28 protein-coding genes are annotated in these 26,505 nt (G+C 66.3%); 12 read left to right on the top strand and 16 right to left on the bottom strand.

The window, feature by feature from the left end; translation table 11 throughout:
• Nucleotides 1-5: 5 nt before the first annotated feature.
• On the top strand, nt 6-1,559 hold the full coding sequence (metG, locus tag RU01_RS11985) for a methionine--tRNA ligase (RefSeq protein WP_042574777.1): 1,554 nt from the start codon (nt 6-8) through the stop codon (nt 1,557-1,559).
• Here metG and RU01_RS11980 read toward each other — a convergent pair.
• Both RU01_RS11980 and RU01_RS11975 read right to left on the bottom strand, forming a co-directional pair.
• Nucleotides 1,538-2,707, bottom strand: coding sequence for a low temperature requirement protein A (locus tag RU01_RS11980; RefSeq protein ID WP_231568685.1), 1,170 nt, complete (start codon nt 2,705-2,707; stop codon nt 1,538-1,540). The genes metG and RU01_RS11980 overlap by 22 nt on opposite strands.
• Entirely contained in the window at nt 2,704-4,092 is a 1,389-nt protein-coding gene (locus RU01_RS11975) for a WS/DGAT/MGAT family O-acyltransferase (protein ID WP_042574776.1), read from the bottom strand. The genes RU01_RS11980 and RU01_RS11975 overlap by 4 nt, the downstream gene beginning before the upstream one ends.
• 209 nt (nt 4,093-4,301) lie before the next feature.
• Between RU01_RS11975 and RU01_RS11970 the strand changes: the two genes are divergently transcribed.
• Both RU01_RS11970 and RU01_RS11965 read left to right on the top strand, forming a co-directional pair.
• A complete protein-coding gene (locus RU01_RS11970) occupies nt 4,302-5,429 on the top strand; it encodes an alpha/beta hydrolase (RefSeq protein ID WP_156148889.1) in 1,128 nt (375 codons plus the stop codon).
• A 46-nt stretch (nt 5,430-5,475) separates the two neighbouring features.
• Nucleotides 5,476-5,904, top strand: a complete 429-nt coding sequence (locus tag RU01_RS11965) for an SRPBCC family protein (protein ID WP_042574775.1) — start codon at nt 5,476-5,478, stop codon at nt 5,902-5,904.
• Here RU01_RS11965 and rsmI read toward each other — a convergent pair.
• Nucleotides 5,901-6,728: a 16S rRNA (cytidine(1402)-2'-O)-methyltransferase gene (rsmI, locus tag RU01_RS11960; RefSeq protein WP_269430125.1), complete on the bottom strand. Its 828-nt coding sequence runs from the start codon at nt 6,726-6,728 to the stop codon at nt 5,901-5,903. The genes RU01_RS11965 and rsmI overlap by 4 nt on opposite strands.
• A 71-nt stretch (nt 6,729-6,799) precedes the next feature.
• Between rsmI and RU01_RS11955 the strand changes: the two genes are divergently transcribed.
• Nucleotides 6,800-8,371 (top strand): dolichyl-phosphate-mannose--protein mannosyltransferase, encoded by a 1,572-nt coding sequence (locus tag RU01_RS11955; protein WP_442970503.1) that lies wholly within the window; start codon nt 6,800-6,802, stop codon nt 8,369-8,371.
• 38 nt (nt 8,372-8,409) lie between these two features.
• Here the strand turns inward: RU01_RS11955 and RU01_RS11950 are convergent, their stop codons facing one another.
• The 3 genes from RU01_RS11950 to RU01_RS11940 all read right to left on the bottom strand — a co-directional run bounded on the left by RU01_RS11950 (nt 8,410) and on the right by RU01_RS11940 (nt 11,047).
• Entirely contained in the window at nt 8,410-10,098 is a 1,689-nt protein-coding gene (locus RU01_RS11950; protein WP_082043066.1) for a BCCT family transporter, read from the bottom strand.
• A gap of 81 nt (nt 10,099-10,179) precedes the next feature.
• On the bottom strand, nt 10,180-10,611 hold the full coding sequence (locus tag RU01_RS11945; RefSeq protein ID WP_042574773.1) for a DoxX family protein: 432 nt from the start codon (nt 10,609-10,611) through the stop codon (nt 10,180-10,182).
• Between the two features lie 73 nt (nt 10,612-10,684).
• Nucleotides 10,685-11,047, bottom strand: a complete 363-nt coding sequence (locus tag RU01_RS11940) for a GntR family transcriptional regulator (RefSeq protein ID WP_042574772.1) — start codon at nt 11,045-11,047, stop codon at nt 10,685-10,687.
• Nucleotides 11,048-11,073: 26 nt separating this feature from the next.
• Here RU01_RS11940 and arsC point away from each other — a divergent pair, with 26 nt between their 5' ends.
• On the top strand, nt 11,074-11,418 hold the full coding sequence (arsC, locus tag RU01_RS11935) for an arsenate reductase (glutaredoxin) (RefSeq protein WP_042574771.1): 345 nt from the start codon (nt 11,074-11,076) through the stop codon (nt 11,416-11,418).
• Nucleotides 11,419-11,457: 39 nt separating this feature from the next.
• Here the strand turns inward: arsC and arcA are convergent, their stop codons facing one another.
• Together arcA and RU01_RS11925 are read right to left on the bottom strand one after the other, a co-directional pair.
• Entirely contained in the window at nt 11,458-12,675 is a 1,218-nt protein-coding gene (arcA, locus tag RU01_RS11930) for an arginine deiminase (RefSeq protein ID WP_042574770.1), read from the bottom strand.
• Nucleotides 12,672-13,577, bottom strand: coding sequence for an SDR family oxidoreductase (locus tag RU01_RS11925; protein WP_042574769.1), 906 nt, complete (start codon nt 13,575-13,577; stop codon nt 12,672-12,674). Before RU01_RS11925 ends, arcA begins: the two co-directional genes overlap by 4 nt.
• 100 nt (nt 13,578-13,677) lie before the next feature.
• Between RU01_RS11925 and RU01_RS11920 the strand changes: the two genes are divergently transcribed.
• A complete protein-coding gene (locus tag RU01_RS11920; RefSeq protein ID WP_042574812.1) occupies nt 13,678-14,277 on the top strand; it encodes a sulfite oxidase-like oxidoreductase in 600 nt (199 codons plus the stop codon).
• Between the two features lies 1 nt (nt 14,278).
• Nucleotides 14,279-15,022 carry a ferredoxin reductase gene (locus RU01_RS11915; protein ID WP_156148888.1) on the top strand — a complete coding sequence of 248 codons (744 nt, stop codon included), beginning with the start codon at nt 14,279-14,281 and terminating at the stop codon, nt 15,020-15,022.
• A gap of 33 nt (nt 15,023-15,055) precedes the next feature.
• On the opposite strand, the gene RU01_RS11910 is transcribed toward RU01_RS11915, so the two are convergent.
• The 5 genes from RU01_RS11910 to RU01_RS11890 form a co-directional block, all read right to left on the bottom strand.
• Complete coding sequence (locus RU01_RS11910; RefSeq protein ID WP_042574767.1) at nt 15,056-15,244, bottom strand: hypothetical protein; 189 nt, start codon at nt 15,242-15,244, stop codon at nt 15,056-15,058.
• A 92-nt stretch (nt 15,245-15,336) separates the two neighbouring features.
• The gene (locus tag RU01_RS11905) at nt 15,337-16,014 is read right to left on the bottom strand and encodes a TetR/AcrR family transcriptional regulator (RefSeq protein ID WP_042574766.1); all 678 of its coding nucleotides are present in this window, start codon (nt 16,012-16,014) and stop codon (nt 15,337-15,339) included.
• A 267-nt stretch (nt 16,015-16,281) separates the two neighbouring features.
• Nucleotides 16,282-16,719, bottom strand: coding sequence for an effector binding domain-containing protein (locus RU01_RS11900; protein ID WP_042574765.1), 438 nt, complete (start codon nt 16,717-16,719; stop codon nt 16,282-16,284).
• Complete coding sequence (locus tag RU01_RS11895) at nt 16,716-17,168, bottom strand: effector binding domain-containing protein (protein ID WP_042574811.1); 453 nt, start codon at nt 17,166-17,168, stop codon at nt 16,716-16,718. The genes RU01_RS11900 and RU01_RS11895 overlap by 4 nt, the downstream gene beginning before the upstream one ends.
• Nucleotides 17,169-17,303: 135 nt before the next feature.
• The gene (locus RU01_RS11890) at nt 17,304-18,308 is read right to left on the bottom strand and encodes an EamA family transporter (RefSeq protein WP_156148887.1); all 1,005 of its coding nucleotides are present in this window, start codon (nt 18,306-18,308) and stop codon (nt 17,304-17,306) included.
• Between the two features lie 53 nt (nt 18,309-18,361).
• Between RU01_RS11890 and RU01_RS11885 the strand changes: the two genes are divergently transcribed.
• The 5 genes from RU01_RS11885 to RU01_RS22130 all read left to right on the top strand — a co-directional run bounded on the left by RU01_RS11885 (nt 18,362) and on the right by RU01_RS22130 (nt 22,990).
• Nucleotides 18,362-18,904, top strand: coding sequence for a CGNR zinc finger domain-containing protein (locus RU01_RS11885; RefSeq protein ID WP_042574763.1), 543 nt, complete (start codon nt 18,362-18,364; stop codon nt 18,902-18,904).
• A gap of 230 nt (nt 18,905-19,134) precedes the next feature.
• Nucleotides 19,135-20,394 carry an aspartate aminotransferase family protein gene (locus RU01_RS11880; RefSeq protein WP_042574762.1) on the top strand — a complete coding sequence of 420 codons (1,260 nt, stop codon included), beginning with the start codon at nt 19,135-19,137 and terminating at the stop codon, nt 20,392-20,394.
• Nucleotides 20,391-21,425, top strand: a complete 1,035-nt coding sequence (locus tag RU01_RS11875; RefSeq protein WP_042574761.1) for an SDR family oxidoreductase — start codon at nt 20,391-20,393, stop codon at nt 21,423-21,425. The genes RU01_RS11880 and RU01_RS11875 overlap by 4 nt, the downstream gene beginning before the upstream one ends.
• A gap of 22 nt (nt 21,426-21,447) precedes the next feature.
• Nucleotides 21,448-21,942, top strand: a complete 495-nt coding sequence (locus RU01_RS11870; RefSeq protein WP_052493254.1) for an SRPBCC family protein — start codon at nt 21,448-21,450, stop codon at nt 21,940-21,942.
• 61 nt (nt 21,943-22,003) lie between these two features.
• On the top strand, nt 22,004-22,990 hold the full coding sequence (locus RU01_RS22130; protein WP_052493253.1) for a TAXI family TRAP transporter solute-binding subunit: 987 nt from the start codon (nt 22,004-22,006) through the stop codon (nt 22,988-22,990).
• On the opposite strand, the gene RU01_RS11860 is transcribed toward RU01_RS22130, so the two are convergent.
• From RU01_RS11860 to RU01_RS11850, 3 genes are all read right to left on the bottom strand, one after another.
• On the bottom strand, nt 22,917-24,311 hold the full coding sequence (locus RU01_RS11860) for a sensor histidine kinase (protein WP_052493252.1): 1,395 nt from the start codon (nt 24,309-24,311) through the stop codon (nt 22,917-22,919). The two genes, RU01_RS22130 and RU01_RS11860, sit on opposite strands and share 74 nt — an antisense overlap.
• On the bottom strand, nt 24,308-24,982 hold the full coding sequence (locus RU01_RS11855) for a response regulator transcription factor (protein ID WP_042574760.1): 675 nt from the start codon (nt 24,980-24,982) through the stop codon (nt 24,308-24,310). Before RU01_RS11855 ends, RU01_RS11860 begins: the two co-directional genes overlap by 4 nt.
• Before the next feature lie 68 nt (nt 24,983-25,050).
• Nucleotides 25,051-26,382: an MFS transporter gene (locus RU01_RS11850; RefSeq protein WP_042574759.1), complete on the bottom strand. Its 1,332-nt coding sequence runs from the start codon at nt 26,380-26,382 to the stop codon at nt 25,051-25,053.
• Nucleotides 26,383-26,505 lie beyond the last annotated feature (123 nt).

Here is a 26,505-nt window from a genome sequence, read left to right as displayed (position 1 = left end):
GCACCATGACTGAGACCGGTTCGAACAAGCCTGCGTTCTACATCACGACCGCTATCGCCTACCCGAACGGTGATCCCCACATCGGCCACGCGTACGAGTACATCTCCACCGATGTCCTCGCTCGGTTCAAGCGGCTCGACGGGTTCGACGTGCGGTTCCTGACGGGAACGGACGAGCACGGTCTGAAGATGGCGCAGACGGCGTCGAAGGAGGGCATCTCCACCGCCGATCTCGCGCGCCGGAACTCGGACGCGTTCCAGGCCATGCAGGAGTCGCTGAAGATCACGTTCGACCGGTTCATCCGCACCACCGACGCCGACCACCTCGAGGCCAGCCGCGACCTGTGGCAGAAGATGACCGACAACGGAGACATCTACCTCGACTCGTACAGCGGGTGGTACTCGGTGCGCGACGAGGCCTACTACGCCGAGGGTGAGACCACGCTGCAGGACGACGGTTCCCGCATCGCGACCGAGTCGGGCACACCGGTGGAATGGACGGAGGAGTCGACGTACTTCTTCCGACTGTCCGCGTACCAGGACAAGCTCCTCGCGCTGTACGAAGAGCGTCCCGACTTCATCCTCCCGGCGGGTCGCCGCAACGAGGTGGCGAGCTTCGTCAAGTCCGGTCTCAAGGACCTGTCGATCTCACGGTCCACCTTCGACTGGGGTGTCCAGGTTCCCGGCGATCCCGACCACGTCATGTACGTGTGGGTCGACGCGTTGACGAACTACCTCACCGGCGTCGGCTACCCCGACACCGACAGCGAGTCGTTCCGGAAGTTCTGGCCGGCCGACGTCCACATGATCGGCAAGGACATCGTGCGATTCCACGCCGTGTTCTGGCCGGCGTTCCTGATGTCGGCAGGTGTCGAGTTGCCGAAACGCGTGTTCGCGCACGGCTTCCTGACCAACAAGGGCGAGAAGATGTCCAAGTCGGTGGGCAACGTCGTCAGTCCGGCGGCCTTGATCGAGGAGTACGGCCTGGACTCGCTGCGCTTCTTCCTCCTGCGCGAGGTGTCGTTCGGACAGGACGGCAGCTACAGCCACGAGGCGATCGTCACCAGGATCAACGCCGACCTGGCGAACGAACTCGGGAACCTCGCTCAGCGGTCGCTGTCCATGGTGGCCAAGAACTGCGATGCGCAGGTGCCGACACCCGGCGAGTTCACCGCCGACGACGAGGCGATGCTCGCTCGCGTCGATGACCTTCACGCCGTGGTGCGCGGCCACATGGACGCCGTCGAGATGCACCTGGCGCTCGACGCGATCTGGTCGGTACTCGCGGAGACCAACCGCTACTTCTCGTCGCAGGAACCGTGGGTTCTGCGCAAGACGGATCCGGCCCGCATGGCGACGGTGCTGTACGTGACCCTCGAGGTGCTCCGCGTGACCGTCCTGCTGACCCAGCCGTTCATGCCCGACAGCACGGCGAAGCTGCTCGACCTGCTCGGGGTGACGGAGCGCGAATTCGATTCGCTGACAACGCGTCTCACGCCGGGTGTGGCGTTGCCCAAGCCTGCGGGCGTGTTCCCCCGCTACGTCGAACCGGAGGAGTGAGCGGCCCGATCGGCGACCGTCGTGCCGACCACGACGAGCAGGATCACCGCCGTCACGGCCCCACTGACGACGGCCGATCCGGGTACCGCCGTGGCCGCGAGCACGGCCACACCGCCGACCGGCGTCACGATGTTCACCAGCCGTGACGACCGGCGGCGCATCGCCACCATCCAGAACCCCAGGACGAAGACCGCGACCGGAATCGTGATCGCGGCGGAGGACTGACGGTCCGACAGCGCTCCGTCACCCTCGATGTGGGCGACGGCCACCTCGATGCCCGCGGACACAGCACCCGCCGCCGCGAACACGAAGTAGTGCGTGTAGCCGAAGCTCAACGAGCGGCCGAGTCTCGCCCCGACCGAATCCTCCTGCGACACCGAGAAGTACAGCCACCACATACCGGCGACGACGACGAGCGTGGCCATCGCGAGGCCGACGAGTTCGACCGTGTGATCGTGTTCGTTGATCCCGCCGACGATGGCTGTCGCCGAGGCCAGCAACGACTCACCGAGCAGGATGAGCGTGAAGAGACCGTAGCGCTCGGCGATGTGCTCGCCGTGCAACGGCGTCCGTCCCGCGCGCTCCGCCAGCACCGGGACGGCGAGCTCCGCGGCCACCAGCGCGACGAACCCGAGCACGGCCACGCTGTCGGGAAGCGCGAGTCGGGCGACCCACAACACCTGTACGACGGTGATGCCCACCGCGTACCGCACGGCGGTGGCGCGGAACTCGCTGTTGCGCAGCCCCGCCCGTATCCACTGACTCACCATCGCCAGACGCATCACGACGTAGCCGATGGTCACCAGCGTGAAGTCGTAGTCGCTCATCGCGTCGGAGACACCACTGGCCAGGATGAGCACGCCGGCCATCTGCACGATGGTGGTCACGCGGTACAGCCAGTCGTCGGTGTCGAACGACGTGGCGAACCATGTGAAGTTCATCCACGCCCACCAGATGGCGAAGAACACCATCGCGTAGGCGCCGACGCCCGACGCGATGTGGTCCTCCTCCAGCAGATGGGCCAGTTCCACGGAGGCGAACGACACCGCGACGACGAAGACCAGGTCGAAGAACAGCTCCAGCGAACTCGCAGCTCGATGTTTCTCGTTCGGGTCCCGCGGAACCATGGGCCGCAGAGCGAGACTCACCCGTCGGCCAACTTCTCGAGCTCCTCGAGTGCGGTGTCGAGGTGCGTGAGCATCCGCTGCAGGGACGGCACGCTCCGTCGATCTCCGACCAGTCCGAAGTTCACATTGTCGGCATTGGTGGCCAACGTGATGTTCAGCGCCTGACCGTCCAGCACGATCGACGCCGGGTACACCCCGTCCAGTCGCGCACCGTTCCAGTACATCTCGGTCTTCGGGCCGGGCACGTTGGAGATGATCACGTTGAACGGCGGTGGAGTGTTACGCACGAAACCCGGGACGGGAGTCAGCAACAGGGGGGCCATCACGGCGGCACCGTAGCTCAGTGCCTGCAGCGGAGACAAGTTGCGCATCATCGCCTTCGACTCGTTCATCGACGAGACGACGGAGGCGAGACGACGCTCCGGGTCGGGCTGATCCGTGCCGAGGTTGCACAGCACGGTGGTCACGGCGTTGCCACCGTCCGCGTCGGCACCGGCCTCACGCATCGACACCGGCACCATGGCGATCAACGGCTGATCGGGCAGCGCATTGCGGTCGATGAGGTACGAGCGCAACGCACCCGAGCACATCGTCAGCACGACGTCGTTGAGGGTGACTCCCAGGGCCGACGCGATGTCCTTCATCCGCGACTTGGACCACTGTTGCGACGCGAACCGCCGCGCTCCGCCGATCGGCACGTTGAGCATCGTCCGGGGCGCCGTCAGCGGCAGCACCATCTCGTTGCCCCGCAGCTTGTTGATGCCGATGCGGGCCGCGGCGGGACCGACTCCCGCCAACTCCCCGGCCGCCTTGGCCCCGGTCGAGAGAAGGGACATCAGTCCGCCCTCGTCGACCTTGGCGACCTCTGTGCTCTTCTTCGGGCGCTCGAACAAGGCTGGATTCCAGATGGGGCCGCAGTCCCGCGCGTCCGGATCGGCCGAGAGGGTGCGTTCGAAGAGCTTGAGGGCGGAGACGCCGTCGACGAGCGAGTGGTGGATCTTGCTGTAGAGAGCGACGCGCCCGTCGGCAAGTCCTTCGATGATGTGCAGCTCCCACATCGGCCGATGTCGGTCGAGCGGCGCACTGTGTTCGGCGGAGATGTAGCGCAGCAGCTCGCGGACACGGCCCGGTCGCGGCAGCATGATGCGCCGGACGTGATGCTCGAAGTCGAGCTCCTCGTCGTAGATCCAGCGCACGGTGCCCATGAAGTTCACCGGCGGCGCCGGGCGCTTGCGGAACAGTTTGTAGACGTCGGTGGCGGCCTGGAACGTCTCGTAGATCTGCATCCCGAAGTCGTCCCCCGCGTCCTCGGGCGGGACGAACAGCTGGAGTCCCCCGACGTGCATGGGATGCTCCCGCGTCTCGGCGAGGAGGAACATCGACTCGGTGACCGGCATGAACGGCATGTGATCTGGCCTCTCTCGGAGCGTCGCTACCGCTGTCGCGGTACGGCTCACCTGCATGTTCACGGTGGTGGCCACAGGTTACGACCTGCACCCACCACGTTTGGAGAACGTCACGAAGTGACGCCGGTTACAACTATTCCTCGAGATGTGTTTCGTTTCGGCCCTATCGTGCGATTCATAGGAAGAGCAAGGAAGTGGAGGGCCGCATCATGAGTATCGCCTCGGCCGAGTCGACACCGTCGTTGTCCCAGTCATCGTCGTACCGCGGATCAGCACTGGCAGTTCGCCGCGCCCTGGGACGGTCCCATCAGGTGGACCGCCAGGAGTTCGACGGCGTCAGCGTGCAGTCGGCCATCCTGTCCAAGTATCTGAGGGCGACGGTCCGCCCGTTCCTCGGCGTCTGGGCTCGAACTCACACACTTCCCTGGCCCATGTCGCTCGTCGACCACGCCGGCCGCTTCCTGCCTGCTGTCGGGGACACGACCTGCTCGCCGGTCGGACTCGACAACTGTCGTGCCGAGTGGATCCGCACCGACCGGCCGCGTCGCCTCGGCGCCGACGGACGCGACGAGCGTCCGGTACGCCGCGGGGACAAGGACCGCGTGATCCTCTACCTGCACGGCGGCGCGTTCGTCGTGTGCGGTCTGAACAGTCATCGTCGCCTGACCTCGCGCATCGCCCGCTCGACCGGTGCCGACGTGTTGGCCGTCGACTACCGGATGATGCCGCACAATCCGATCTCGCACGCGGTCGAGGACGGCGTCGACGGCTACCGCTACCTGCTCGACTCGGGGTACCTGCCCGAGCAGATCTTCATCGCCGGCGACTCCGCCGGCGGCTATCTCGCGTTCATGGTCGCGCTGGCACTGCGGACGCAGGGTCTCGCGCCTGCCGCCGGAGTCATCGCCCTGTCCCCGCTGACCGACCTGGATCCGGCGCGGAAGATGGCGCACGCCAACGCGGACCGGTGCGCGGTGTTCCCCAAGTACGCCGTTCCGGCTCTGACGGATCTGGCCGACGAGGTCGACGCTCGCCTGGTGGTCGACGGAGTTCGGGGACCACGCGTGAACCCTGTCGACGCCGACCTGTCGTCGATGCCGCCGGTGCTGATCCAGGTGGGCTCATCCGAGATGGTGTACGCAGACTCGGAACTGATGGCGGACAGACTCGCCGACGCCGGCATCGAGTGCCGTCTGCAGGTATGGCAGGACCAGGTCCACGTGTTCCAGGCAGCCGATTTTCTTCCGGAATCGGCGCGAGCCGTCGCGGAGATCGGGGCGTTCGTGGACGAACGGGTGCGGGAAACCGCCCGTCCGGCACTGCGTACCGGTGCGTGACACCGGAACCGCCCTCTAGCTGTTCACAGTCGGTTACATTCACCCCATGGCTGTCAGCGGAAACAGAGAAGTCGAGATCGAAGCACCCCTCGCGGAGGTCTTCGCCGTCATCGCCGACCTCGAGGGTCTTCCGGCCTGGTCGTCGATCCACAAGAAGGTGTCGGTGCGTGAGCGCGACGATCAGGGGCGCCCTGTTCTCGCCGACATGACCGTCGCCGTCATGGGCATCACGGACGAGCAGGTGCTGAAGTTCACGTGGACCGACACGTCGGTGGCGTGGGACGTCGTCGAGAGCACTCAGCAGAAGTCTCAGCACGCCGAGTATCGACTCACGGAGACGGACAAGGGAACTCACCTCGAGTTCGAGATCACCCTCGACCCGAAGATCCCCGTTCCCGGATTCATCGTCAAGCGCGGCACCAAGTCCGTTCTGGAGACTGCGACGGACGGGTTGCGCCAGCAGGTTGTCGGTTAGACCCGCGCTGCGAGCACAGCTTCGTACAGCTCCCGCTTCGACACGTCGGCGACGGTCGTCGCGGCTACCCGTGCGCACGCATCCTTGAGTCCGAGTCCGGCGCTCACCAGATCCTCGACCTCGGCGACCAGGTCCGCCGGGTCGGCGACCGTGGGTTCGGCACCGGCGAGCACGACGGTGATCTCGCCGCGCACGCCGTCGGCGGCCCACTCGGCCAGTTCACCGAGGGTCCCCCGCTTGACCTCCTCGTAGGTCTTGGTCAGCTCGCGGCACACGGCTGCGCGGCGATCGTGTCCCAGCACCAGGGCGGCGTCGGCCAGACACTCGGCGATGCGGTGTGGAGCCTCGAAGAACGCGACCGCCCGGCTCTCGGTGAGCAGCGTGCGCATCCACGCCTGGCGGGGACCCCGCTTGCGGGGAGCGAAGCCGTCGAAGCAGAACCTCTCCACCGGAAGTCCCGACAGGGCCAGTGCGGTGGTGACGGCCGAGGGGCCGGGCAGGCAGGTCACGCCGATACCGGCTTCGGCGCACGCCGCGACGAGGCGATAACCGGGGTCACTGACCGACGGCATGCCCGCATCGGTGACCAGCAGGACGTTGCGGCCCTCCCGCATTTCCTCGACGAGGCCCGGAACACGGTCGGTCTCGACCTGGTCGTAGAAGCTGACGACGCGCCCGGTGATCTTCACACCCAGGGCGGTGGCCAGCGATTTCGTGCGGCGAGTGTCCTCTGCCGCGACGATGTCGGCGGTGGCCAGCGCGTCGCGCAGACGCGGCGACGCATCCGCGGGATTGCCCATCGGTGTCGCACCGAGTACCAGCACGGGTGATCCCTCATCTCGTTCGCGATCCTGCGTCACGGTCTCCCCGCGCGTTCCTAGCCTACGATCGAACGGTGACCCTGCTGACCGCGCGTGCCGACGGTGCGCGCGAGTCGTCGGATCCCGGCGGCGCACAGCCCACCGCACATCTCGTCTCCCCCGCTCCCTCCTTGCCGTCCGCCGTGTTCGGGCCGACCGACCGACTGCGGGGATGGATCGCCACCGGCGTCCTCACGGTCATCGCCGCCATCACGCGATTCACGATGCTGGGATATCCGACGGATGCGGGCACCCCGGTGTTCGACGAGAAGCACTACGCACCGCAGGGATACCAGGTGCTCACCGGCGGCGGCGTCGAGGACAACCCTGCGTACGGACTGGTGGTGCACCCGCCCGTCGGCAAGCAGCTGATCGCGGTGGGCGAAGCCCTGTTCGGCTACTCCGGGTGGGGGTGGCGCTTCTCGTCCGCCGTGTTCGGCGTCGTGCTGGTGCTGCTCGTCGTCCGCATCGTGCGCCGGATGACGCGCTCGACGATGCTCGGGTCGGTTGCCGGGATCCTGCTGATCGCCGACGGCGTCACCTTCGTGACGTCGAGGGTGGGCATGCTCGACATCTTCATGGTGGTGTTCGTCGTCGCCGCGTTCGGTGCACTGCTGCGCGACCACGACGACGTCCTCGAACGGCTGCACAGGGCCGCCGTGGACGGCCGACTCGACGCCTCCACGTGGGGGCCGCGTCTGGGTGTGCGCTGGTGGCGCTTCGGAGCCGGCATCTTGTTGGGGCTCGCGTGCGGCACCAAGTGGTCCGGGATCTACTTCATCGCCTTCTTCGGCGTGATGAGCGTGGCGCTCGACGTCGTGGCCCGTCGCCGGTACGGCGTGACCCGCCCGTGGGTGGGCACGATCGTGCGCGACGTGGGGCCGGCGCTGTACGCCCTGGTCGCGATCCCCGTCGGGGTCTACCTGGCGACGTACGCCGGGTGGTTCGCCAGCGAGACGGGCGTCGACAGGCACGCCGTGGGCACCGACGTCGGATACGGCGGACCGTTCTCGTTCGTGCCCGACGCGCTGCGCTCGCTCTGGTACTACAGCGGGAACGTTCTGGACTTCCATGCCGGGTTGACCAATTCGGCAGGGAACCGGCACCCGTGGGAGTCGAAGCCGTGGACGTGGCCGATGGGGCTTCGCCCGATGCTGTACTACTTCGCCGACGGGCAGCAGATCACCGGCTGCTCGACAGGCGCGAACTGCGTGAAGGCCGTCATGCTCGTCGGGACGCCGGCGATGTGGTGGTTGGCGTTCCCCATGCTGGGGTGGGCGCTGTGGAGCACCGTGGCACGACGCGACTGGCGTTACGCCGTCGTCCTGGTCGGCTACGGCGCCGGCATCCTGCCGTGGTTCCTGACGTTGGACCGTCAGATGTACTTCTTCTACGCGGCGACGCTGGCGCCGTTCCTGATCATGGGTCTGACTCTGGTCCTGGGAGACGTGCTGCGGCGCCTGCGGGGCAGACCGGGCCTGATCGTCGTCTCGCTGTACATCGCCGTGGTCGTCGCCAACTTCGTGTGGCTATGGCCCATCCTCACCGGTCAGCCCATCACGGCGGGAATGTGGCAGAACCAGCTGTGGCTGCCGAGCTGGCGGTAGTCGCCGGCTCGACAGCCACAGGGCAGTCGGAACTCTTTCTACAGCTCGGCTCGGCCGCGATCCTTGATGCGTCGCAGGCGTGAACGCTTCTGCTCCAACACCAACGGGTCGTGCGACAGGTCTCGGTAGAGCGATACGGACAGTCCGATCATGACCAGCACGAACGGCGCTGCGGCAATGATCGTCATTGTCTGAAGGCCGTTGAGCGCGTCGGCTCCGCCAGTCCACAGGATGATCGCCGCGGTTCCACCGGTGATGGCACCCCAGAACACCACGACCCAGCGGCTCGGCTCGAGAGAGCCGCGCTGACTGAGCGTGCCCATGACCATCGACGCGGCATCGGCACCCGAGACGAAGAACACGGCGACCAGAACCATGACCACCACGGTCGAGATGCCGAACAGCGGCAGGTTCTCGAGCATGCCGAACAACTGCGACTCGCTGCTGCCCCGTGCCGCCAGGTCGACGCCGTCACGCTGCTCGGCGATGCCGGCTCCACCGAAGATGGAGAACCACACCAGGCTGACGGCGCTGGGAATCACGATGACGCCGATGATGAACTCGCGGACGGTGCGACCGCGGCTGATGCGTGCGAGGAACATCCCGACGAACGGGGTCCACGAGACCCACCATGCCCAGTAGAAAATGGTCCACGAGGACAGCCACGAGGCCGTCTCGGGATCCGACGACGCAGCCGAGCGCGCCGACATGTGGAACAGCTGGCTCGCGTAGTCGCCGATGGTGGTCGGAATGAGATTCAGGATCAACACCGTCGGCCCGAGAACGAACACGAACAGGGCCAGCACCAGTGCCAGCACCATGTTGAAGTTCGAGAGCCACTGGATGCCCTTGGCGACGCCGGACACGGCGGACGCGACGAAGGCGAGGGTCAGCAGGGCCACGATCGCGACGAGGAGCAGAGTGCCGGCCTCACCGAGCCAGCCGATGACCTCGACGCCCGATCCGATCTGCAGTGCGCCGAGACCGAGAGACGCGGCCGTGCCGAACAGCGTCGCGAAGATCGCGAGGATGTCGATGACCTTGCCGACGGGACCGTCGGCACGACGTCCGAGAAGCGGGAAGAAGGCCGAGCTGATCAGCTGACGGCGGCCGCGTCGGTAGGTGCTGTAGGCGACTGCCAGGCCCATGACCGCGTAGATGGACCACGGGTGCAGGCTCCAGTGGAACATCGTGGTCGCCATCGCCGTCCCGACGCTGCTGTCGGTTCCGGGCGGCGGGGTGACGAAGTGAGTCAACGGTTCGGAGACGCCGTAGAACATCAGGCCGATGCCCATTCCGGCGCTGAACATCATGGCGATCCAGCTGACGGTCTTGAATTCGGGCTTCTCGCCGTCCTTGCCCAGCGGGATGCGTCCGTACTTCGAGACCGCCAGGTAGATGCAGAACAGCACGAAACCGGTGGCGGAGATGATGAACAGCCACCCCATGTTCGTCACCAGCCAGTCGAGCGTCGCCGAGGTGACGGTCTCGAGGCTGGTCGGCCCCGCGAGGCCCCAGACGATGATGGCCGTGACCACAGCGGCGGCGACGCCGAACACGATCGGGTCCAGTGTCGCGCGCGCGGGTGTCGGTGGATCACCGGGATCTCCGTGATCGGGTGGCGCTGCCGTCCGTAATTCAGCGGATGCGGCGTCGTCTCGCCCGTTGTCGCCGCGCTTCCGGGGGGCCTCCGAGGGTCCTGTGTCGGTCTCTACACGCGATGTCATGAACAGTCACGTTGCTCGCCTCGGGCCCCGGGTGCAAGTTCACAAGCCGGACCGATCGGGCCATACGGACGTTCGCGCAGGTCAGGCCTTGACGCGCGACCGCGAGCCGTTTCGACGGAATGCACGGTCGACGCTGTACGTGCCCGATCCGACGGCGACGAGCAGCAGTGCGCCCGCACCCAGTGCGACGACGAGTTCCCAGCCGCCGTCGGTGACGAAGACACCCTTGTCCGCGTGCACGAAGACGAGGGCGCCGACCATGTCGACCACCAGCAGGATCGCGGCGACGGACGTCAGTAGACCGAGGATCAGCAGGCCTCCGCCGATCAGTTCGACGAAGGTGGCGAAGTACGCGGAGACCTTCGGAGCGGGGATGCCGAGTCCTTCGAATCCGGCGGTGGTGGCATCGAGTCCGTTGGTGCTGAGCTTCTGCCAGCCGTGGGCGACGAAGACGACTCCCAGGGCGACGCGCGCGATGAGGGCGGCGATGTCTCGGACGACAGGTGTGTTCACGTCGGGGGCCTCGATTTTCGATGAGTAGGTCGGATCGGTCGGAGCCCACGATGGCACACAGTTAGTTGAAGCGTCAACCTAACTCGCGCAGCGCGGTACGGACGTACCTCATCGCGACGTCGTCGTCGATTCCGGCGCGGCGAGCCGCCTTCACATAGGCCGTGGCCGCCAACTGCACCGCGCCGGCGGACGGATCGCCCCCGGCTGCGACGAACGTGCCCGACCGTCCCCGCGTCTCGATCACGCCGTCCTTCTCGAGTTCGCGATACGTCTTGGCGACGGTGTTCGGCGCCAACGACAGCGTGTCCGCCAGTGCACGCACCGTGGGCAGCTTGGACCCCGCGATCAGATCACCCGATCGCACCGCGGCGACGATCTGCACCCGCAGCTGCTCGAACGGCGCCGTCGCCGACCCGTGATCGATCGCGAACTTCACTGCCCTACCCCCGTCATACTTGCTCCATGTCAGTGACGATCTATCACAACCCGCGCTGCGGGACCTCACGTACCGTCCTCGCGACCATCCGCGACGCCGGAATCGAGCCGACCGTCGTCAAGTATCTCGAGACTCCCCCCGGCGAGGACACACTTCGCCGTCTCATCGCCGATGCGGGCCTCACGCCCGGCACCGCCGTCCGTAAGCGCGAGACCGTGTACAAGGAACTCGCTCTGGCCGAGGCCGACGACGAGACCGTCCTGCGGGCGATGCTCGACAATCCGATCCTCATCGAGCGGCCCTTCGTCGTCACCGACCGCGGAACGATCCTGGCGCGCCCGGCCGCCACCGTGACGTCCGTTCTGAGCTAGTCCCCGTCCCGACCGACCGACCGGCCTCCGGCCTTCCCGCTAGCCCAGCGGGTCGCGGGAGACCGGGCAGGACATGCAGCGCGGCCCCCCGCGACCGGACCCCAGTTCGGACCCGGAGATCCGCAGCACCTCGATGCCGGACGCCTCGAGCCGCGCGTTGGTCTCGACGTTGCGCTCGTAGGCGACGACGACTCCGGGAGCCAGCGCGAGCGTGTTGTTCCCGTCGTCCCACTGCTCGCGCTCGGCCGTCACGTTGTCCAACCCGGTGTCGATGACCCGTAGCTTCCCGATACCCATCGCGTCGGCAGCCGCGTCGAGGAACGGACTGGCGCCCACGATGGAGACCCCGCTGTCTTCCCGTCGGATCGTGAACGCGGACAACGTGTCCTGGATGATCGGGTACATCACGACGGCGTCCGTGTCGACCATCGTGCACACCGTGTCCAGATGCATCGAGGCCCGCTCCTGCGCGATGGGTACCACCAGGACGGTGTGGGCCAACTCGTCGTCGAACAGGCTGCGCGCCAACGCTTCCGCCCCGGCCGGCGTCGTGCGTTCCCCCACCCCGACGGCCACGACACCCGGCGCGAGGAGCAGGACGTCGCCGCCCTCGACCGGGGCGGTGTGCGATTCGTAGGCGCGACGGACACCGAGGAACCGAGGGTGGAACGCGTAGATCAGATCGGTCAGCGACGTCTCGCGGGATCGAGCGCGCAACGCGAGCGACGTGATGGCCACCCGCTTCTGGATCCAGAACGAGGAGTCGCGGGTGAACAGGAGATTCGGGAGCGGTTCGATGACGAAGTCCGCGCCGTGATGCATACGCCGGACGAGGGAGACGCCCGAGTCGTCGGCAACCGGCAGTTCGTCGAACGTCATACCGGCCATCAGCACGGTCGCCAACTGCGGCGCAGGAAGTCCGCGGAGGTAGGTCGCCAGATCACGGGCGAGGACATGGCCCAGACGCCGGGGGTCCACCGCCGCGGACACACCCTGCACCCGGGCAGCCCCACTGCGTTCCAGAGTCTCCGTCAGCAGGTCGCCCAGGAGGAGTACTTCGACTCCTCTATCGGTCAGGAGTTGCGCGAACGCATCGTGCTCGTCCCGCGCTCGATCGACCCAGGGCAGACCGTCGAACAGCAACTGGTCGTTGTTGCGCGGGGTCAGGCGACGGAGTTCGTCGCCGGGGCGGTGCAGCATCACCGTGCGGAGCGTGCCCACCTCGGAATCGGCGCCGAGCGGCGGCGTGAACGTCATCGGCGTCTCCCGCGACGCGGGGGTTTCAGCAACGACGAGAAGTGGTCGTTCGCGGCCTGCATGGCGACCTCGTAGGGCAGGGCGAACTTGCGGGCGACCCAGTATCCGACGCGAATGTCGTTGCTGGAGTAGATGAGGAAGTGCCGCCGGGCCATCCCGGTGAGAATCTTCTCGGCCACCACCTCGGGCGAGACGGCACGCTTGTCGAAGCGCGCCGCCAGCTTCGCCACTCGCGGTTCGCTCCGGTCGACCCCGGCGATCTGGACGGTGTCCACCAGCGGAGTCCGCACGGCGCCGGGCACGACCAGGCTCACGCCGATGCCGTGGCGCGCCAGGTCGAACCGGAGCACCTCCGACATTCCCCGCACCCCGAACTTGCTCGCGCTGTACGCGGCATGCCAGGGGTAGGCCAACAGCCCGGCGGAGGACGACACGTTGACCAGATGCCCACCACGACCCGCGGTAACCATCGGCGGCACGAACGATTCGACGACATGGATCGGGCCCATCAGGTTCACATCGACGAGTGCCTTCCACGTCTCGTGGGCCATGTTCTCCACGGTCCCCCACGCGGAGATGCCGGCGATGTTCATGACGACGTCGACGCTGCCGACCTCGGCATGCACCGCGTCGGCGAAATCGCGAACCTGCTCGTACTCGGAAACGTCGAGCGCACGACTCGACACCACCGTGCCGCCCGCGTCCGTGATGTCTCGGACCGTCTCGGCCAGGCCGGCCTCGGCGATATCCGTCAGGACCATCCGCGCGCCTCTCGACGCCGCCTCGAGCGCGGTCGCGCGACCGATTCCGCTGGCTGCACCGGTGACGAGAACGATCGCCCCGCGCAGATCGGCCATCGACCGGCCGGCCTTCCTGTATCCACCCAATCTGCCCAGCACCATGCGGGTTCGGCCTCTCGTCGGTGGATATCGACACTACCGCGCCGACCGACGCGTGGTCCGACTTGTCAGAGCCGCGGGCGGCGGCGCAGACTTTCCCACCATGGCGTTGATCTCGAAGGGCTTCGTGGGCCGCAGGCGCGGCGACGACGGACGCACTCCCCCCGGCCAGTACCTCACCAAGGACTTCCCGGTGCTCGCGATCGGGCCCGCGCCCGTCGTGGCTACCGACACGTGGTCGTTCTCCGTCACGTCGGAAAGCGGGGAGACGCGCGAGTGGACGTGGGACGAGTTCGCCGCGCTCCCCCACGAGACGCCGACCGTCGACATCCACTGCGTCACCAAGTGGTCGAAGCTCGACACCAGCTGGAACGGCGTCAGCCTCGACCTCCTCCTCGACGGCATGGACACCGACGCCGGGTACGTGGTGGTCCACGGGTACGACGGGTACACCACCAACCTTCCGCTGGAGGATCTCCGCGACGGAAAGGCTTGGGTGGTCACCGAATTCGACGGGGTGCCCCTGACCCGCGAACACGGCGGCCCCGCGCGGCTCCTCGTCCCGCACCTGTATTTCTGGAAGTCCGCGAAGTGGGTCTCCCGTATCGAACTGACGGTGGACAACGAGCAGGGTTTCTGGGAGCGCGGCGGCTATCACGACTACGGAGATCCGTGGCGCGAGCAGCGTTACCAGGGCGACTGACGTGACGGGAGCACACCCCTGGCTCGTCGCGACGGTCGATTCCGTTCGGCGCGAGACACCGTCCGCGTCCACCCTCGTCCTCGACGTCGACGGCTGGCCCGGACATCAGGCCGGCCAACACGTGGACGTCAAACTCACCGCGGAGGACGGGTACAGCGCTCAGCGCAGCTACTCGTTGGCGTCGGCACCCGACGGGTCTTCCCGTGTGGAGATCGCGGTGCAGAACGTGTCCGACGGAGAAGTGTCGCCGTACCTCGTCGGGAACGTCGAGGTCGGTGACCGGTTCGAGATCCGCGGTCCCATCGGCCGGTGGTTCGTCTGGCGCCCCTCGCGACCTGACGAGACGCCGTCTCCCCCGATCCTGCTCATCGGCGGTGGGTCGGGCATCGTCCCGCTCCGTGCGATGGTGCGTGCGCAGGCGTCCGCCTCGGGTGGCCGGGTGCCCTTCCGGGTGCTCTACTCCGTGCGGGAACCGGCCGAGGTGTACTTCGAGCAGGAGTGGGCTCATCCGCCTCCCGGTGTCGACGTGACCACTCTCTTCACGCGCCGCGCACCCGCGGGGTCGACCCGACCTCTGGGCCGCATCACCGTCGACGACCTCGACGCCCACGGGTGGCCGGCCGAGTTCGAGCCGCGGTGCTACATCTGCGGTCCGACCAGCTTCGTCGACACGGTCGCGGACATGCTGGTCGCCCGAGGACACTCCGCAGCGAACATCCGCACGGAGCGCTTCGGTCCCAGCTGATCGGGGTGCACGAGAATCAGAGGTGCACGAGGATCAGAGGCGCGTGGTCATCTCGTCCTGGTACTCACGTACCGTCCGCTCGATGCGGGACGCGTCGTCCTCCGCACCCCGCCTGCGCGCGTCGTCGGCGCGTGACTGCAGGACCCGGATGGCCTTCCGCAGTTCGTTGTCCGACATCCTGCGTCCGGATGTCGCGCGTTCCTGCGTGGCGGCGTCGTTCATGATGTCCTCCCGAGTTCACCGAGCGACCGGGCCACGTGTGTGACCCGCATCACTGCAGTGTGCTCTCGTCGGACGCTGCGCGCCAGTACTTGTCAGTGGTCGACGGAGACCTCGGTGGTCGAGCGATCTCGGACGAAGCTGGACAGGCTCCGCGAGGCGAACTCGCGGAAGTACGGGAGCTTGGCCGGCGGCACCAGCGAGGGAAGAATCGTGTGCCAGACCTGCTCCATGCGCACCGCGGCTCCGTCGAGACGGGCGGTGCCCTCGGCGACCATGAGAACGCCGCTCAGCATCTCGGAGACCAGGCAGGACGCCGTCTCGGAGTCGAGGGAGTCGATCACGTCACCGTGCTCGATGGCGCGCTCGAACAGGTGGGAGAAGATGTTCTGCCATGTACCGAAGACACTGCCGCGCGAGGGATCCGGAGCGTCCACCTCGAGCTGGAGCCGGTACATGATGCGCACCAGGTTGTCCGTATTGGCAAGGTCGAGAACGGAGTACGTGATGCCGATGACGGATTCCAGTGCGGGAGAACGGCTGTCGACCATTCCCGTGCACGCGGCGGCTACACGCTCGCGACCCTCGTCGACCAGCGCGCGCGCCAGTTCTTCCTTGGAGGCGAAGTGGAAGTAGAGAGCACCCTTGGTGACTCCCGACTCGGCGGAGACCTGACTCAGGGTCGCCGTGGCATGACCGACCCGGAGGAACAGATCGGCAGCAGCCCGGAGGGCCGCAGACCGCGTTGCCTCTGCACGTAATTGCCTGACCATTGTTGCTCCCCACTCGGTGACGCGCGTCCGGACGACTCGCCCGGACCGCAGGTATGAATCCCGTGCCACACCCTTCTGCTGCGCATGATCATGATAGGCACACGACAGTGCTGATCGTCGCCACAAGAATGCACTCGAGACAAAATCACAATAACCCGGGGCGCGATAGCGAGTGCCTGCACCGCTAGCGTTGTTTCTACTCGTCGGTAGGTATGTAAAAGCGCGTCAATCGTTCATCGCGCTCGAACGCGGCCCGTGGCGGAGAGGTCACTGCAGGAGGACGGAGACGAAGATTTCGACGTTGCCGTCGGGCGAGAGACACTCGAATTCGGCGCCGCCCGCCCTGACGATCGACCCGTCGGCAAGCGCATCCTCCACCTGGGACCAGGCATCCTCGGCTCGATCCGGCAGCGTCATGGACGGTGCGAACACCGCGAACGCGCCGGACGGAACGGTCACGAAGACGTCGCCGACGGGAACATCGTCCGTACCGGCGCGAGGGACACCGACGACCACGTTGGTCACGCCCCTTTGATCGGGGACGTAGACGGTGTAGATGTCCGCCCCCTCCGGCTCGCGCTCGCGGATACGTTCGCGCATGAAGACCACCAGGTCACCGGCCGACCCCTCGGGGCCCGCCTCGATGCCGGGCGCGACCAGTCCGCCGAACAGCACGCTCGGACGAGCGATCAACCGGAATGTCATTCGGCACTTCCGGGAGCGGCTACCGGCACGAACATCTCGATCTTGTACGCGTGGGGATAGACCTCGAACTCGCCCGTGTAGGCACGGCGGAACGACCCGATCTCTTCAGCATGGGTGATTTCGTTCCACAATGTCGTGAGGACCTGCGGGAAATTGCCCACCGCGGAGAATTTCGCATAGCGACCGGCGGGCACCCTCGCGACGATATGTCCGCGCCGGACGTCACCGTCGGCTACTCGATATCCGACGATCTGCGTGCTGTACGACCCGATGGCGGGAACGAAGTCGGTATAGATCGATCCGAGGGGTTCACCGATGTCCTGATTGAGAATGCCGGACCACGCCCGCTCGAGATTCTTGTCGTACAGCGAGCCCAGCGCCCGTTTCGGACTACGCACAGGCAGGCCGGCAACCCACGTTTCCGCGAGTTCGACGAATTCGATTGACATGGCGGGCTCCACTAGAACGGATGGCTGTTCGCGTGATGGCTACTGCACCCGACCGGTGAGCGACACTCGCGTCCCCGCCCGAGAGAAGTGTCATCTGTCGAATACCACTACGCAACCACACCATACAGTGCCGACTCAGGGCAGAAGGGATACCCCACGAGATCCGTCCATTCCTGTCGGTACCGGTGCCGTCGCCTGCAGCGTCGGCGCCTCGGCACGCCACTGCACGACGGCCGCGCCGACCAGAATCGCTGCACCACCGATCATTTGAACGAACGACACGGTCTCTCCCAACAGGATCCAGGCCGCGGCGACCGCGCACAGCACCTCGACCAGCGCAATCACCGATGCTGTCGACGCGCCCAGTGCGCGGGACGCCATGATTCCCACCGCATAGGCGACAGCGGCGCTGACGAACGCCAGTACCGCCACGGCAGTCCACCACGGAAATGCACGCCCACTCAGTTCCACATCGGCGGTCGACGCCTGCAGCGACACCATTCCCAACATTCCGGCCGCTGCCACCACAATGGCGCCCACAGCCAAACCGGCAGCCGACAGGACCAGCGGATCGACAGCATCGCCCTGACGGGCGGACACGACGAAATAGAACGCGAGGCATACCGCGGCGGACAGCCCCCACAGGACGCCCACCGGATCGAACACCGCACCGTCGAACACGTTGAGCACCACCAACGCTCCGCTCAGCGACAGCACCACGCCCACCAGCGTCGTCCAGCGGGGGCGTCGTCGAGTACTGATCCACACCCACCCGATCACGAGCACCGGGCCCAGGTACTCGAGCATCAACGCCACCCCGACCGAAAGGTGTTGTATTGCATTGAAGAAACACACTTGCGCGCCCGCCACGGCTATCACGCCGTACGCGATGACGGTGACGGGCGCCGACCGCAGTCCTGCCACCGCGCTTCTGCGCAGCAGTGCGATCACCGGCAGCAGGATCACCGCACCACCGACGATGCGTGCGAGCACGGCCGCTTCCGGTGACCAGCCGGCGTCGGTCAACGCCTTGGCGAAGGGGCCGGACATGCCGAACGAGAGCGCCGACACGATGGCGAACGCCACGCCGGAACGGGAAGACAGCATGGCGGCGCCTTTCGCGGACGTCGGTCGTGTCACGACCGAACTGTAGATTGGTCATGACACTAGAGACACGGAAGGTCACGAGTCAAATGCTTTTCACTCATGACACACGCACGGCGCTGGTCTGGTCCGCCGCGCTGATCAACACCTGCGCCAACGGCGAGGAACACCTGTCGGACATCCCCACCCTGACGGCCATGCTCGACGAGCACGAGTGGACCGGGCGACGCGACGGGTCCGAGAGCGAGCTCGAGGGCGTGCGAGCCCTGCGGCCCTCGTGGCGTGCACTGTGGGAGTTGTCGGACGCCGACGCCCTGGTGCCCGAGGTCAACCGGATGCTCGCCGAATCGAACGCGAAGCCCCACCTGACACGGCACGGCGACTGGGGGTGGCATCTGCACGTCAGCGACGACGATGCACCCCTGACCGAACGCATGACGGCCGAGACTGCCGTCGCTCTCGCGGAAGTGGTGCGATCCGACGAGCTGGACCGACTCCGATCCTGCGACTCCCCCGACTGCGACGCGGTGCTGGTCGATCTGTCCCGAAACCGTTCGCGACGCTATTGCGACACGGGGAACTGCGGCAACCGGGCCAACGTCGCCGCGTACCGAGCCCGCAAGCGTAGTTAACGAATATTCGCACTCCGCGAGATCGGTGACGCGCCCGGTTCGAACTGGCACGGGACCGGAAACGCCACCTGGAGGGTAAGTGTCGGTTCTCCCAGTACTGTTGTGCTGCATGTATTTTCGTTTTTCGACATTTTGACGCGACTGACGTCCGGGGCTACCGTCGGATCCCGTGACTCCCATTCACCGGGTGTCACGAGTTTCGCTCACCCGCGCGGCAGGAGCTGTTCACCATGTCGATCGACACGTCCCTGGACACCAGGGTTCTGCCCCACGAGGTCCTGGCCCACACGCGGGAGCACCTCTCCGAGTCTCGTGCACGAGTGGCCTCCATGCTGGGCAGCATCGTCGAGGACAGATCCGCGGGATCGAGGGTGTGGTCGAGCGACGACGTCGAGTACCTCAACTGCGGTGGTTACGGAACGCTGCTACTGGGGGCACGCCATCCACGAGTCGTCGACGCCGTCATCGCGCAGCTCGGCCGCCACCCCGTCTCGACGCGCACTCTGCTCGAACCGCGCGTAGCCGAGGCCGCCGCCTCACTGGCTGCTCGGCTTCCGGAAACCCTGACGAAGGTGTACTTCGGCGCGTCCGGCACGGAAGCGACCGAGGCCGCCATCAAGATGGCCTGCAGCGCCGGGCACCACAGGATGATCGGCGCGGGCGGCGGGTACCACGGCAAGACTCTCGGCGCGCTGGCGCTCACCGCGAACAGCGCATACCAGAACCCCTTTCGCCGACTCTTCACCGCCGCGACCCGCGTGCCGTACGGCGACATCGATGCGCTGTCCGACGCGATGGGTGACGACGCCTCCGATGCATGCGTGGTCCTCGAACCCATCCAGGGAGAGGGCGGAGTCGTCATTCCTCCGCCGCAGTATCTGGCCGCAGCATCCGCCCTGTGCCGGGAGCGCGGCGCGCTGCTGGTGATGGACGAGATCATGACCGGCCTCGGACGTACCGGCGTGTGGTGGGAGAGCGAGCGCGACGGCGTGGCGGCCGACATCGTCCTGGTGGGAAAGAGCCTCGGCGGTGGTGTGATTCCGGTATCGGCGGCTGTGGCGACACCGCGAGCCTTCCGGGCGTTCGACATCGACTTCGGCATCCACACCTCGACCTTCTCGGGAGCGCCGCTGGGGATGGCCGCCGCGTGCGCGGCACTCGAGGTGATCGACGACGAGAATCTCGTCGATCGCTCCGCACGATTCGGAACCCGCATCCTCAGCGAACTACGTTCTCTCACAGCCGGTCTCGATACGGTGAGCGTCCGCGGCCGCGGCCTGCTGATCGGCCTCGACTTCAGGGACGCCGGCGCTGCCGGCAGGTTCCTGCTGGCACTGCTCGATCGCCGCGTCGTCGCCAATCATTCGCTCAATGCCAGTCCCGTGGTGCGCCTGACCCCGCCGGCGACCATGACCGACTCGGACGTCGACTGGATGCTCACCGCCGTGGCCGGCGCTCTGCGTGACACCTACTCGGAAGGACCTCTGTGACCGTTCTGTTGACCGGCGCCTCGGGCGTCGTCGGACTCCCCACCCTGGCAGCCCTGCGCTCGCGACACGACGTCGTCGTCTTCGAGGGGCGTCGTCCGGTCGAGCACTCGGGTCGCTCCGTGCGCGGTGATCTGCGAGCGCCCCGTCTGGGACTCGACGACGCCGAGTGGGCGGCACTGGCCGACACCGTCGACGTCGTCGTGCACTGCGCGGGCGTCGTCGACTTCGGAGCGGACGACGCCGCGACACGAGCGGTGAATGTCGACGGTGTTCGACACGTCGTCGAGTTGGCGACGTCGGCGTCGGCACGCCTGGTGCACGTCAGCACGGCCTTCGTCGAGCAGCCCGTGGTTGCCGACGTGACGGGCGGTATGGCCACGATGCACCCCGGTGCCTACATCGCGAGCAAGAAGGACGGCGAGGCCCTGGTACGCGCGAGCGCCACCGACTGGACGATCGTCCGACCGTCGATCGTCTGCGGAGATTCCATCACCGGCGAGATCTCTCAGCTCCAGGGACTGCACACGCTGATACGCGCCTTCCTCAAAGGCACACTGCCCGTGGTGTTGTGCGAGGACGCGCTGCAGTACGACTTCGTGCCCTGCGACGTGGTCGCCGACACCATCACCGCCGTGGTCGATCACCCTCTGCTGTTCGAGCGTGAGCACGTGTGGGCGACCAGCGGGCGTGCTGCACTGGACATCGATCAGCTCATCGCGATCCTCGTCGACGAGGCCACGCGCCTGGGCATCTCGGTCGACGCCCCGCGTCGACTGCACCCCGAGGTCTTCCAGCGGCTGTGGAAGCCGGCGTTCTTCGAGATGCTCGACGTCCCCGCACAGACCAAGTTCGCCAATCTGCTGGCGTCCGTGGCGAACCTGTTCAACACGACGCCGTTCCCCAGCTCACTCGGATCCGGACCGCTGCCCGCGGCGCAGACCGCCGAGACCATCGAACGATCGGCTCGGCTGACGGCGCGACACCTCGTATCCCTCTCCCCTGCTGCTTATCCCATGCTTCAGCCCGCCTGACATCACCGACTCCAGGAGCATCATGTCCCCCAGCATCATCAGCGTCGTCGCCACGATCTCGGACGTCTCGGCAGATGACGTCTTCGCGCGCATCAGCGACTTCGCCTCCTTCGGCGACCACGTCACGATGGTCGACTACATCACCGTGACCGACGCCCCGCCGGTCGACGCCGCCACGTACACGCGGTCGTCGTCGTGGTCGACGCATTTCCGCGGCGGACTGCTGCAGTGGATCGAACGCGACACGGTCGACATCACAGCCCGGACCGTCACCTTCGAGCAGTCCAGCGGCGACCTCGGATCCTTCGACGGCCGATGGTCGGTGCGGGAGACCGCCGACGGAACGGTGGAGATGGCGTTCGACGCAGCCGTCGACATCGGCATCCCGTCCATGGCGGACATGCTCAATCCCGTTGCTGCACAAGAGCTGGCGACCGGAGTCCGCCAGATCGTCGACGGTGTCTTCGGCAGCAAGGTGGTGTCCGTCGACACCGGAGCCGCTGTCGCGGGACGCTGAAAGGCCTCGGCCCGACCCGTGAGTCTCTAGACTGATCCTCCGACGACGAGGAGACTCCACGATGTTCGGCCGACGACTGTTCCTCCGAGGAAGCGGCGTGGTTGCCGCGTCGGTGGTCGCCGGATGTTCTACCTCACCCTGGTCCGGGGACTCCTGGTGGAAAGATGCGTCGGGGACGCTGCGTATCGCCACGGGCAACGTCGGGGCGGTCTTCGACGAGTACGGCACAGCACTTCGGGTAACGGCAGAACGCGTCATGCCGAACATCGACGCAGACGTCCTGGTGACCGGCGGTTCGGTGGGAAACGTGGTCGAGTTGATCGCCGGGAACGCGGATGTCGGTTTCTGTCTCGGCGATACAGCGATCCAAGCGGTGGACGGAAGCGGACCGTTCGCGAGTCCGGTTCCGTTGACAGCACTGGCGCGCCTGTACGACAGTTTCCTGCAGGTTCTGGTGCGCCGGGATTCACCTGTCGAATCGCTGTCACAACTGGCCGGACGCACGATCAGTGCCGGGCAGCGAGACTCGGGCACGCTGCTGGTGACCGAGAGGTGCGTGACTGCAGCAGGGTTGAACACCGACGACATCGAATTCGTACCACTCTCTCTTGCCGACGCCGCTGTCGCTCTGGAACGCGGCGAGATCGACGTCCTCGCCTTCGTCAGCGGGTTCCCGATCCAGACGCTGGTGGATCTGGGACGGCGAGTCCCTCTCCGGGGAATCGACATCGGCGATCTGGTGGAACCACTCGTCGCGTCGTGGGGTCCGCAGTACGTGACAGGGCCGCTTCCGGGCGATCCCTACGGACTTACCGCGTCGGTTCGGACCGTCAGCGTGAAGACGTACATGGTAGCCATGCCGAGCCTCGCGGAGGACACGTCATATGGTTTCACGTCGGTCGTCTTCGACCACCAGGACGACATTGCCCGACAGGTGCGCGACGTGCGCCAACCCACCGTTGCGGCGGGCATGTTCACGCAACCGGTCCCTTTGCATCCGGGAGCGTTGCGGTGGTTCCGGGATCGTGACGCGCGAGAAGTGAGATGACAGTGCGTAATCCGGGTTCGGCCATCTCAATCGTCACGTCACCACCCGCATCACGCATTCGCAGTCCGAGGATCGCCAATCCGAGTCCGGTGCCGTCGATGTCCGCGTGACGATCGAGCCGGTGGAATCGCCGACCCAGTTGCGACGCTTCCTCCGGCGTCACTCCGTCACCGTGATCGCGGACGACAAGCTCCCACCCGGCGTCGCGACGATGCAAGGACACCTCGACAGCGCGCCCCTCGGCGTACTTGACGGCATTGTCGAGCAGGATGTCGAGAACCGTCGGGATCAGATCCTCCTCCAACAGAGCGGATGTCGGTCCCGGCGGGACCGTCACCGTCAACAGGTCACCGAACAGCGGGCCCCACAACCCGACGCGCTCGCGCACCTGGCCGGCGACGTCCACGTCGATCACTCGCCTGTCGAATGCCCCGCCTCGGCTCACTTCGATGACCGCGTCCAACGACCGCGCCATCCGCTCCGTCTCGGCGAGAACGGGTTCCACCGAGGGGTCGTCCTCGGCAAGGCTCTCGAGCCGTAGCCTCAGTGCGGTCAGCGGGTTGGCCAGTTGGTGGGAGACGTCGGCGATCAGGTCGCGTTGCTGATTGCGTGAGTGTTCGACGTTCGAGGCCATCTCGTCGAATGATTCCGCGAGGCGGCGAAGTTCCGGCGGGCCCACATGCTTTCCCGACGACGGAGCGCGACCCTTGGCGAGTTCGTCGACACGTTCGGTCAGATCGTCCACCGGTCGAACTACCCACCCCACCAGAGGAACTCCGACGAGCCACGCCACCAGAGCGAGAACGAGAAGTCCGACGGATACCGCCGCCGCGATCCAGAGCGTCACGTTCTGCCGCGCGCCGGATGTGTCTTCCAGCATCACGACCGCACCGAGTATCTGGGCATCGCGTCCGATGGGAGTCGCCACGATCATCGGCCCGTCGCGCCACGGCCACAGTGCGGACGGCGCCGAGGTCGGTGTGCCGCTCAGAGCTTGTCGCGTCGCCTCGGTAAGCTCCGGCACACCGTCGGGCAACTCCGACCCCGCGGGGGCGAGTACGGCTCTGTCGATTCCTATCAACCACGTTCGGGTACTGGTAGTCACCTCGCCGTATCGCTCGAGATCCGGGCCGAGGACCCCGACGTCACCGTCCGCACCTGAACTCCCGGCGAGGGTCGCGAACCGTGTCGCCGACGCGAGCCGGCGTTCATGGATGGTGACGGCACGTTCCTCGGCATGCGCGGTGACCAGGGGCGCAATCAGCGCTGCGAGCACCGCGGCAGTGAGCGTGATCGCGAGAGCCAGCAGCCGCTTCCTCATGGGTCCGTCGGATTGGCGACGCTCAGTCGGTAGCCGACTCCGCGCACCGAATCAATGGTCGCTATTCCGCGTAACTTGTTCCGCAGTGACGCGACGTGAACATCGAGGGTGCGCGATGCCCCGACCCACGTGGTATCCCACACCTCCTCCATCAGCGCGGCGCGGCTGAGCGGATGATCGGGTGTCCGCGCCAGCGCCACCAGGAGCTCGCATTCCTTGGTGGTCAACGACCGCACCGAACCGTCGGCCGCGGTGACGCTCCGCGTGGACTCGTCGACGACGAACCCGAGATCCACCGTCGGAGCAGCCGAGTCGCGTCCGACGGTGCGGCGCACCACGGCATCGAGACGAGCCAGGAGTATCGCCAAGCTGTACGGCTTGGTGACATAGTCGTCCACCCCCGCATGGAGGGCGCCGATCACCGAACCTTCGTTCCGTCGCGCAGTGAGGGCCACGATCGGAACAGAGGAATGAGCTCTGATCTGTCGGCACACCCAGAGCCCGTCGTGGTCGGGCAGGCCCATGTCGAGAAGCACCAGGTCTGCTTTGTCGACGAGGTCGAGAGCCGCTGCGCCGGTAGGAGCGTGACGCACAGACCACCCCCGGCGACGTAACGCCTGGGTCAGTGCGTCCGCGACTCCCTGGTCGTCCTCGACGACGAGAATCTGCATCGACGACTCCCGTCCAGTCGAACCGTGACCAGCCTCGCCCGAGCCTAACCCATCCGGCCCGGTCCAAATCAGGAGACGGACACCGCGTCCGGGTTCGCCCGCTTCGCCTGTTCACCGTCGAGATACGTGGGTGCACGGTTCTTCAGGACGAAGATGTAGACGATCAGCGATACACCGATGGCTACCGTGACGTAGATGCCGAACGCGTCCAGCGCGTCGCGCTCCTTCGCCGCCGTGTAAATGACCGGCGCCGTCCCTCCGAACATCGAATTAGCAAGGGCGTAACCGAGTCCTAGACCGAGAGCTCGAATATGCGCCGGGAACAGTTCGGCCTTCACGATGGCATTGATCGAGGTGTAGCCCGTGAGGATGACATACGTACCGGCCAACAGCAGGAAGGACAGCATCGGTGTGTCGACGCGGGGCAGCAGGTTGAGGAACGTCCACGTCCACAGCACACCCGCGACGCCGAACCCGACGAGCAGCGGCTTGCGTCCGATCTTGTCGCTGAGCAGTCCTCCGAGAGGCTGGATCAGCATCAGGAAAACCAGGGCTGCCAGGTTGATCCACGTCGCGGTCATACCCTGGTCGGCGTACGCGCTCTTGACGATCAGCGGACCGTTGACGCTGTACGTGTAGAACGCCACCGTGCCGCCGAGAGTGACGAGGAAGCAGATCAGCAACTGCTTCGGGTAGGCCGTGAACAGTTCGGCCATGGATCCGCTGCGCTTGCCCGCAGTGTCGTCCTTGTTCAGCGACTCGTCCATCGAGCGACGTAGGAAGAGGACGACGACGGCACTGACGGCGCCGATGAAGAATGCGATGCGCCAACCGAAGTCGGCAATCTGCTCATCGGTCAGGAACGTCTGCTGGACCAACAACGTGACCTGAGCGAGCACGTGACCGCCGACGAGGGTGACGTACTGGAACGACGAGAAGAATCCTCGAAGTCCCGGGGTGGCCGCCTCGGACATGTACGTCGCGGACGTGCCGTACTCACCGCCGGTGGCGAAGCCCTGCAGCAGTCGGCAAAGGACAAGGACGACGACCGCCGCGGACCCGATGGTCTCCACGGTCGGCGTGAGCGCGATCAGCAGAGACGCGCCGGCCATCAAGGAAATGCTGAAGACGAGTGCGGGGCGACGACCGTGGCGGTCGGCGTACCGCCCGAAGAACCAGGAGCCGATCGGTCGCATCACGAAGGTCACCGCGAAGATCGCCATGGTGTAGATGCCGGCGTTGGGCTCGCCCTCGGCGAAGAAGCTGGACTGGAGATAAGACGCGAAAACGGTGTAGACGTAGACGTCGTACCACTCGACGAGATTGCCGAGCGATCCTCGGACGGTGTTGTACACCGCTCGTTTCGTCGAGGGGGGCCCGACAGGGGCATGTGTGGCCATGAGGAGTGGTCGCCTTTCGGTCCGGTGCGAACTCGGACCCGGGAGGTACGGATCCACGCGTCGAACAGTAGGTGTGACCCGGACCATATGACGTGGATCGCACAGCAGTCTTTACATAGGCTT

Origin of the sequence: Rhodococcus sp. MEB064 (genome assembly GCF_000834565.1) — a bacterium.
Lineage (GTDB): Bacteria > Actinomycetota > Actinomycetes > Mycobacteriales > Mycobacteriaceae > Rhodococcoides.
The sequence above is the reverse complement of the archived record's forward strand: the minus strand, read 5'-3'. Positions and strand labels throughout refer to the sequence as shown.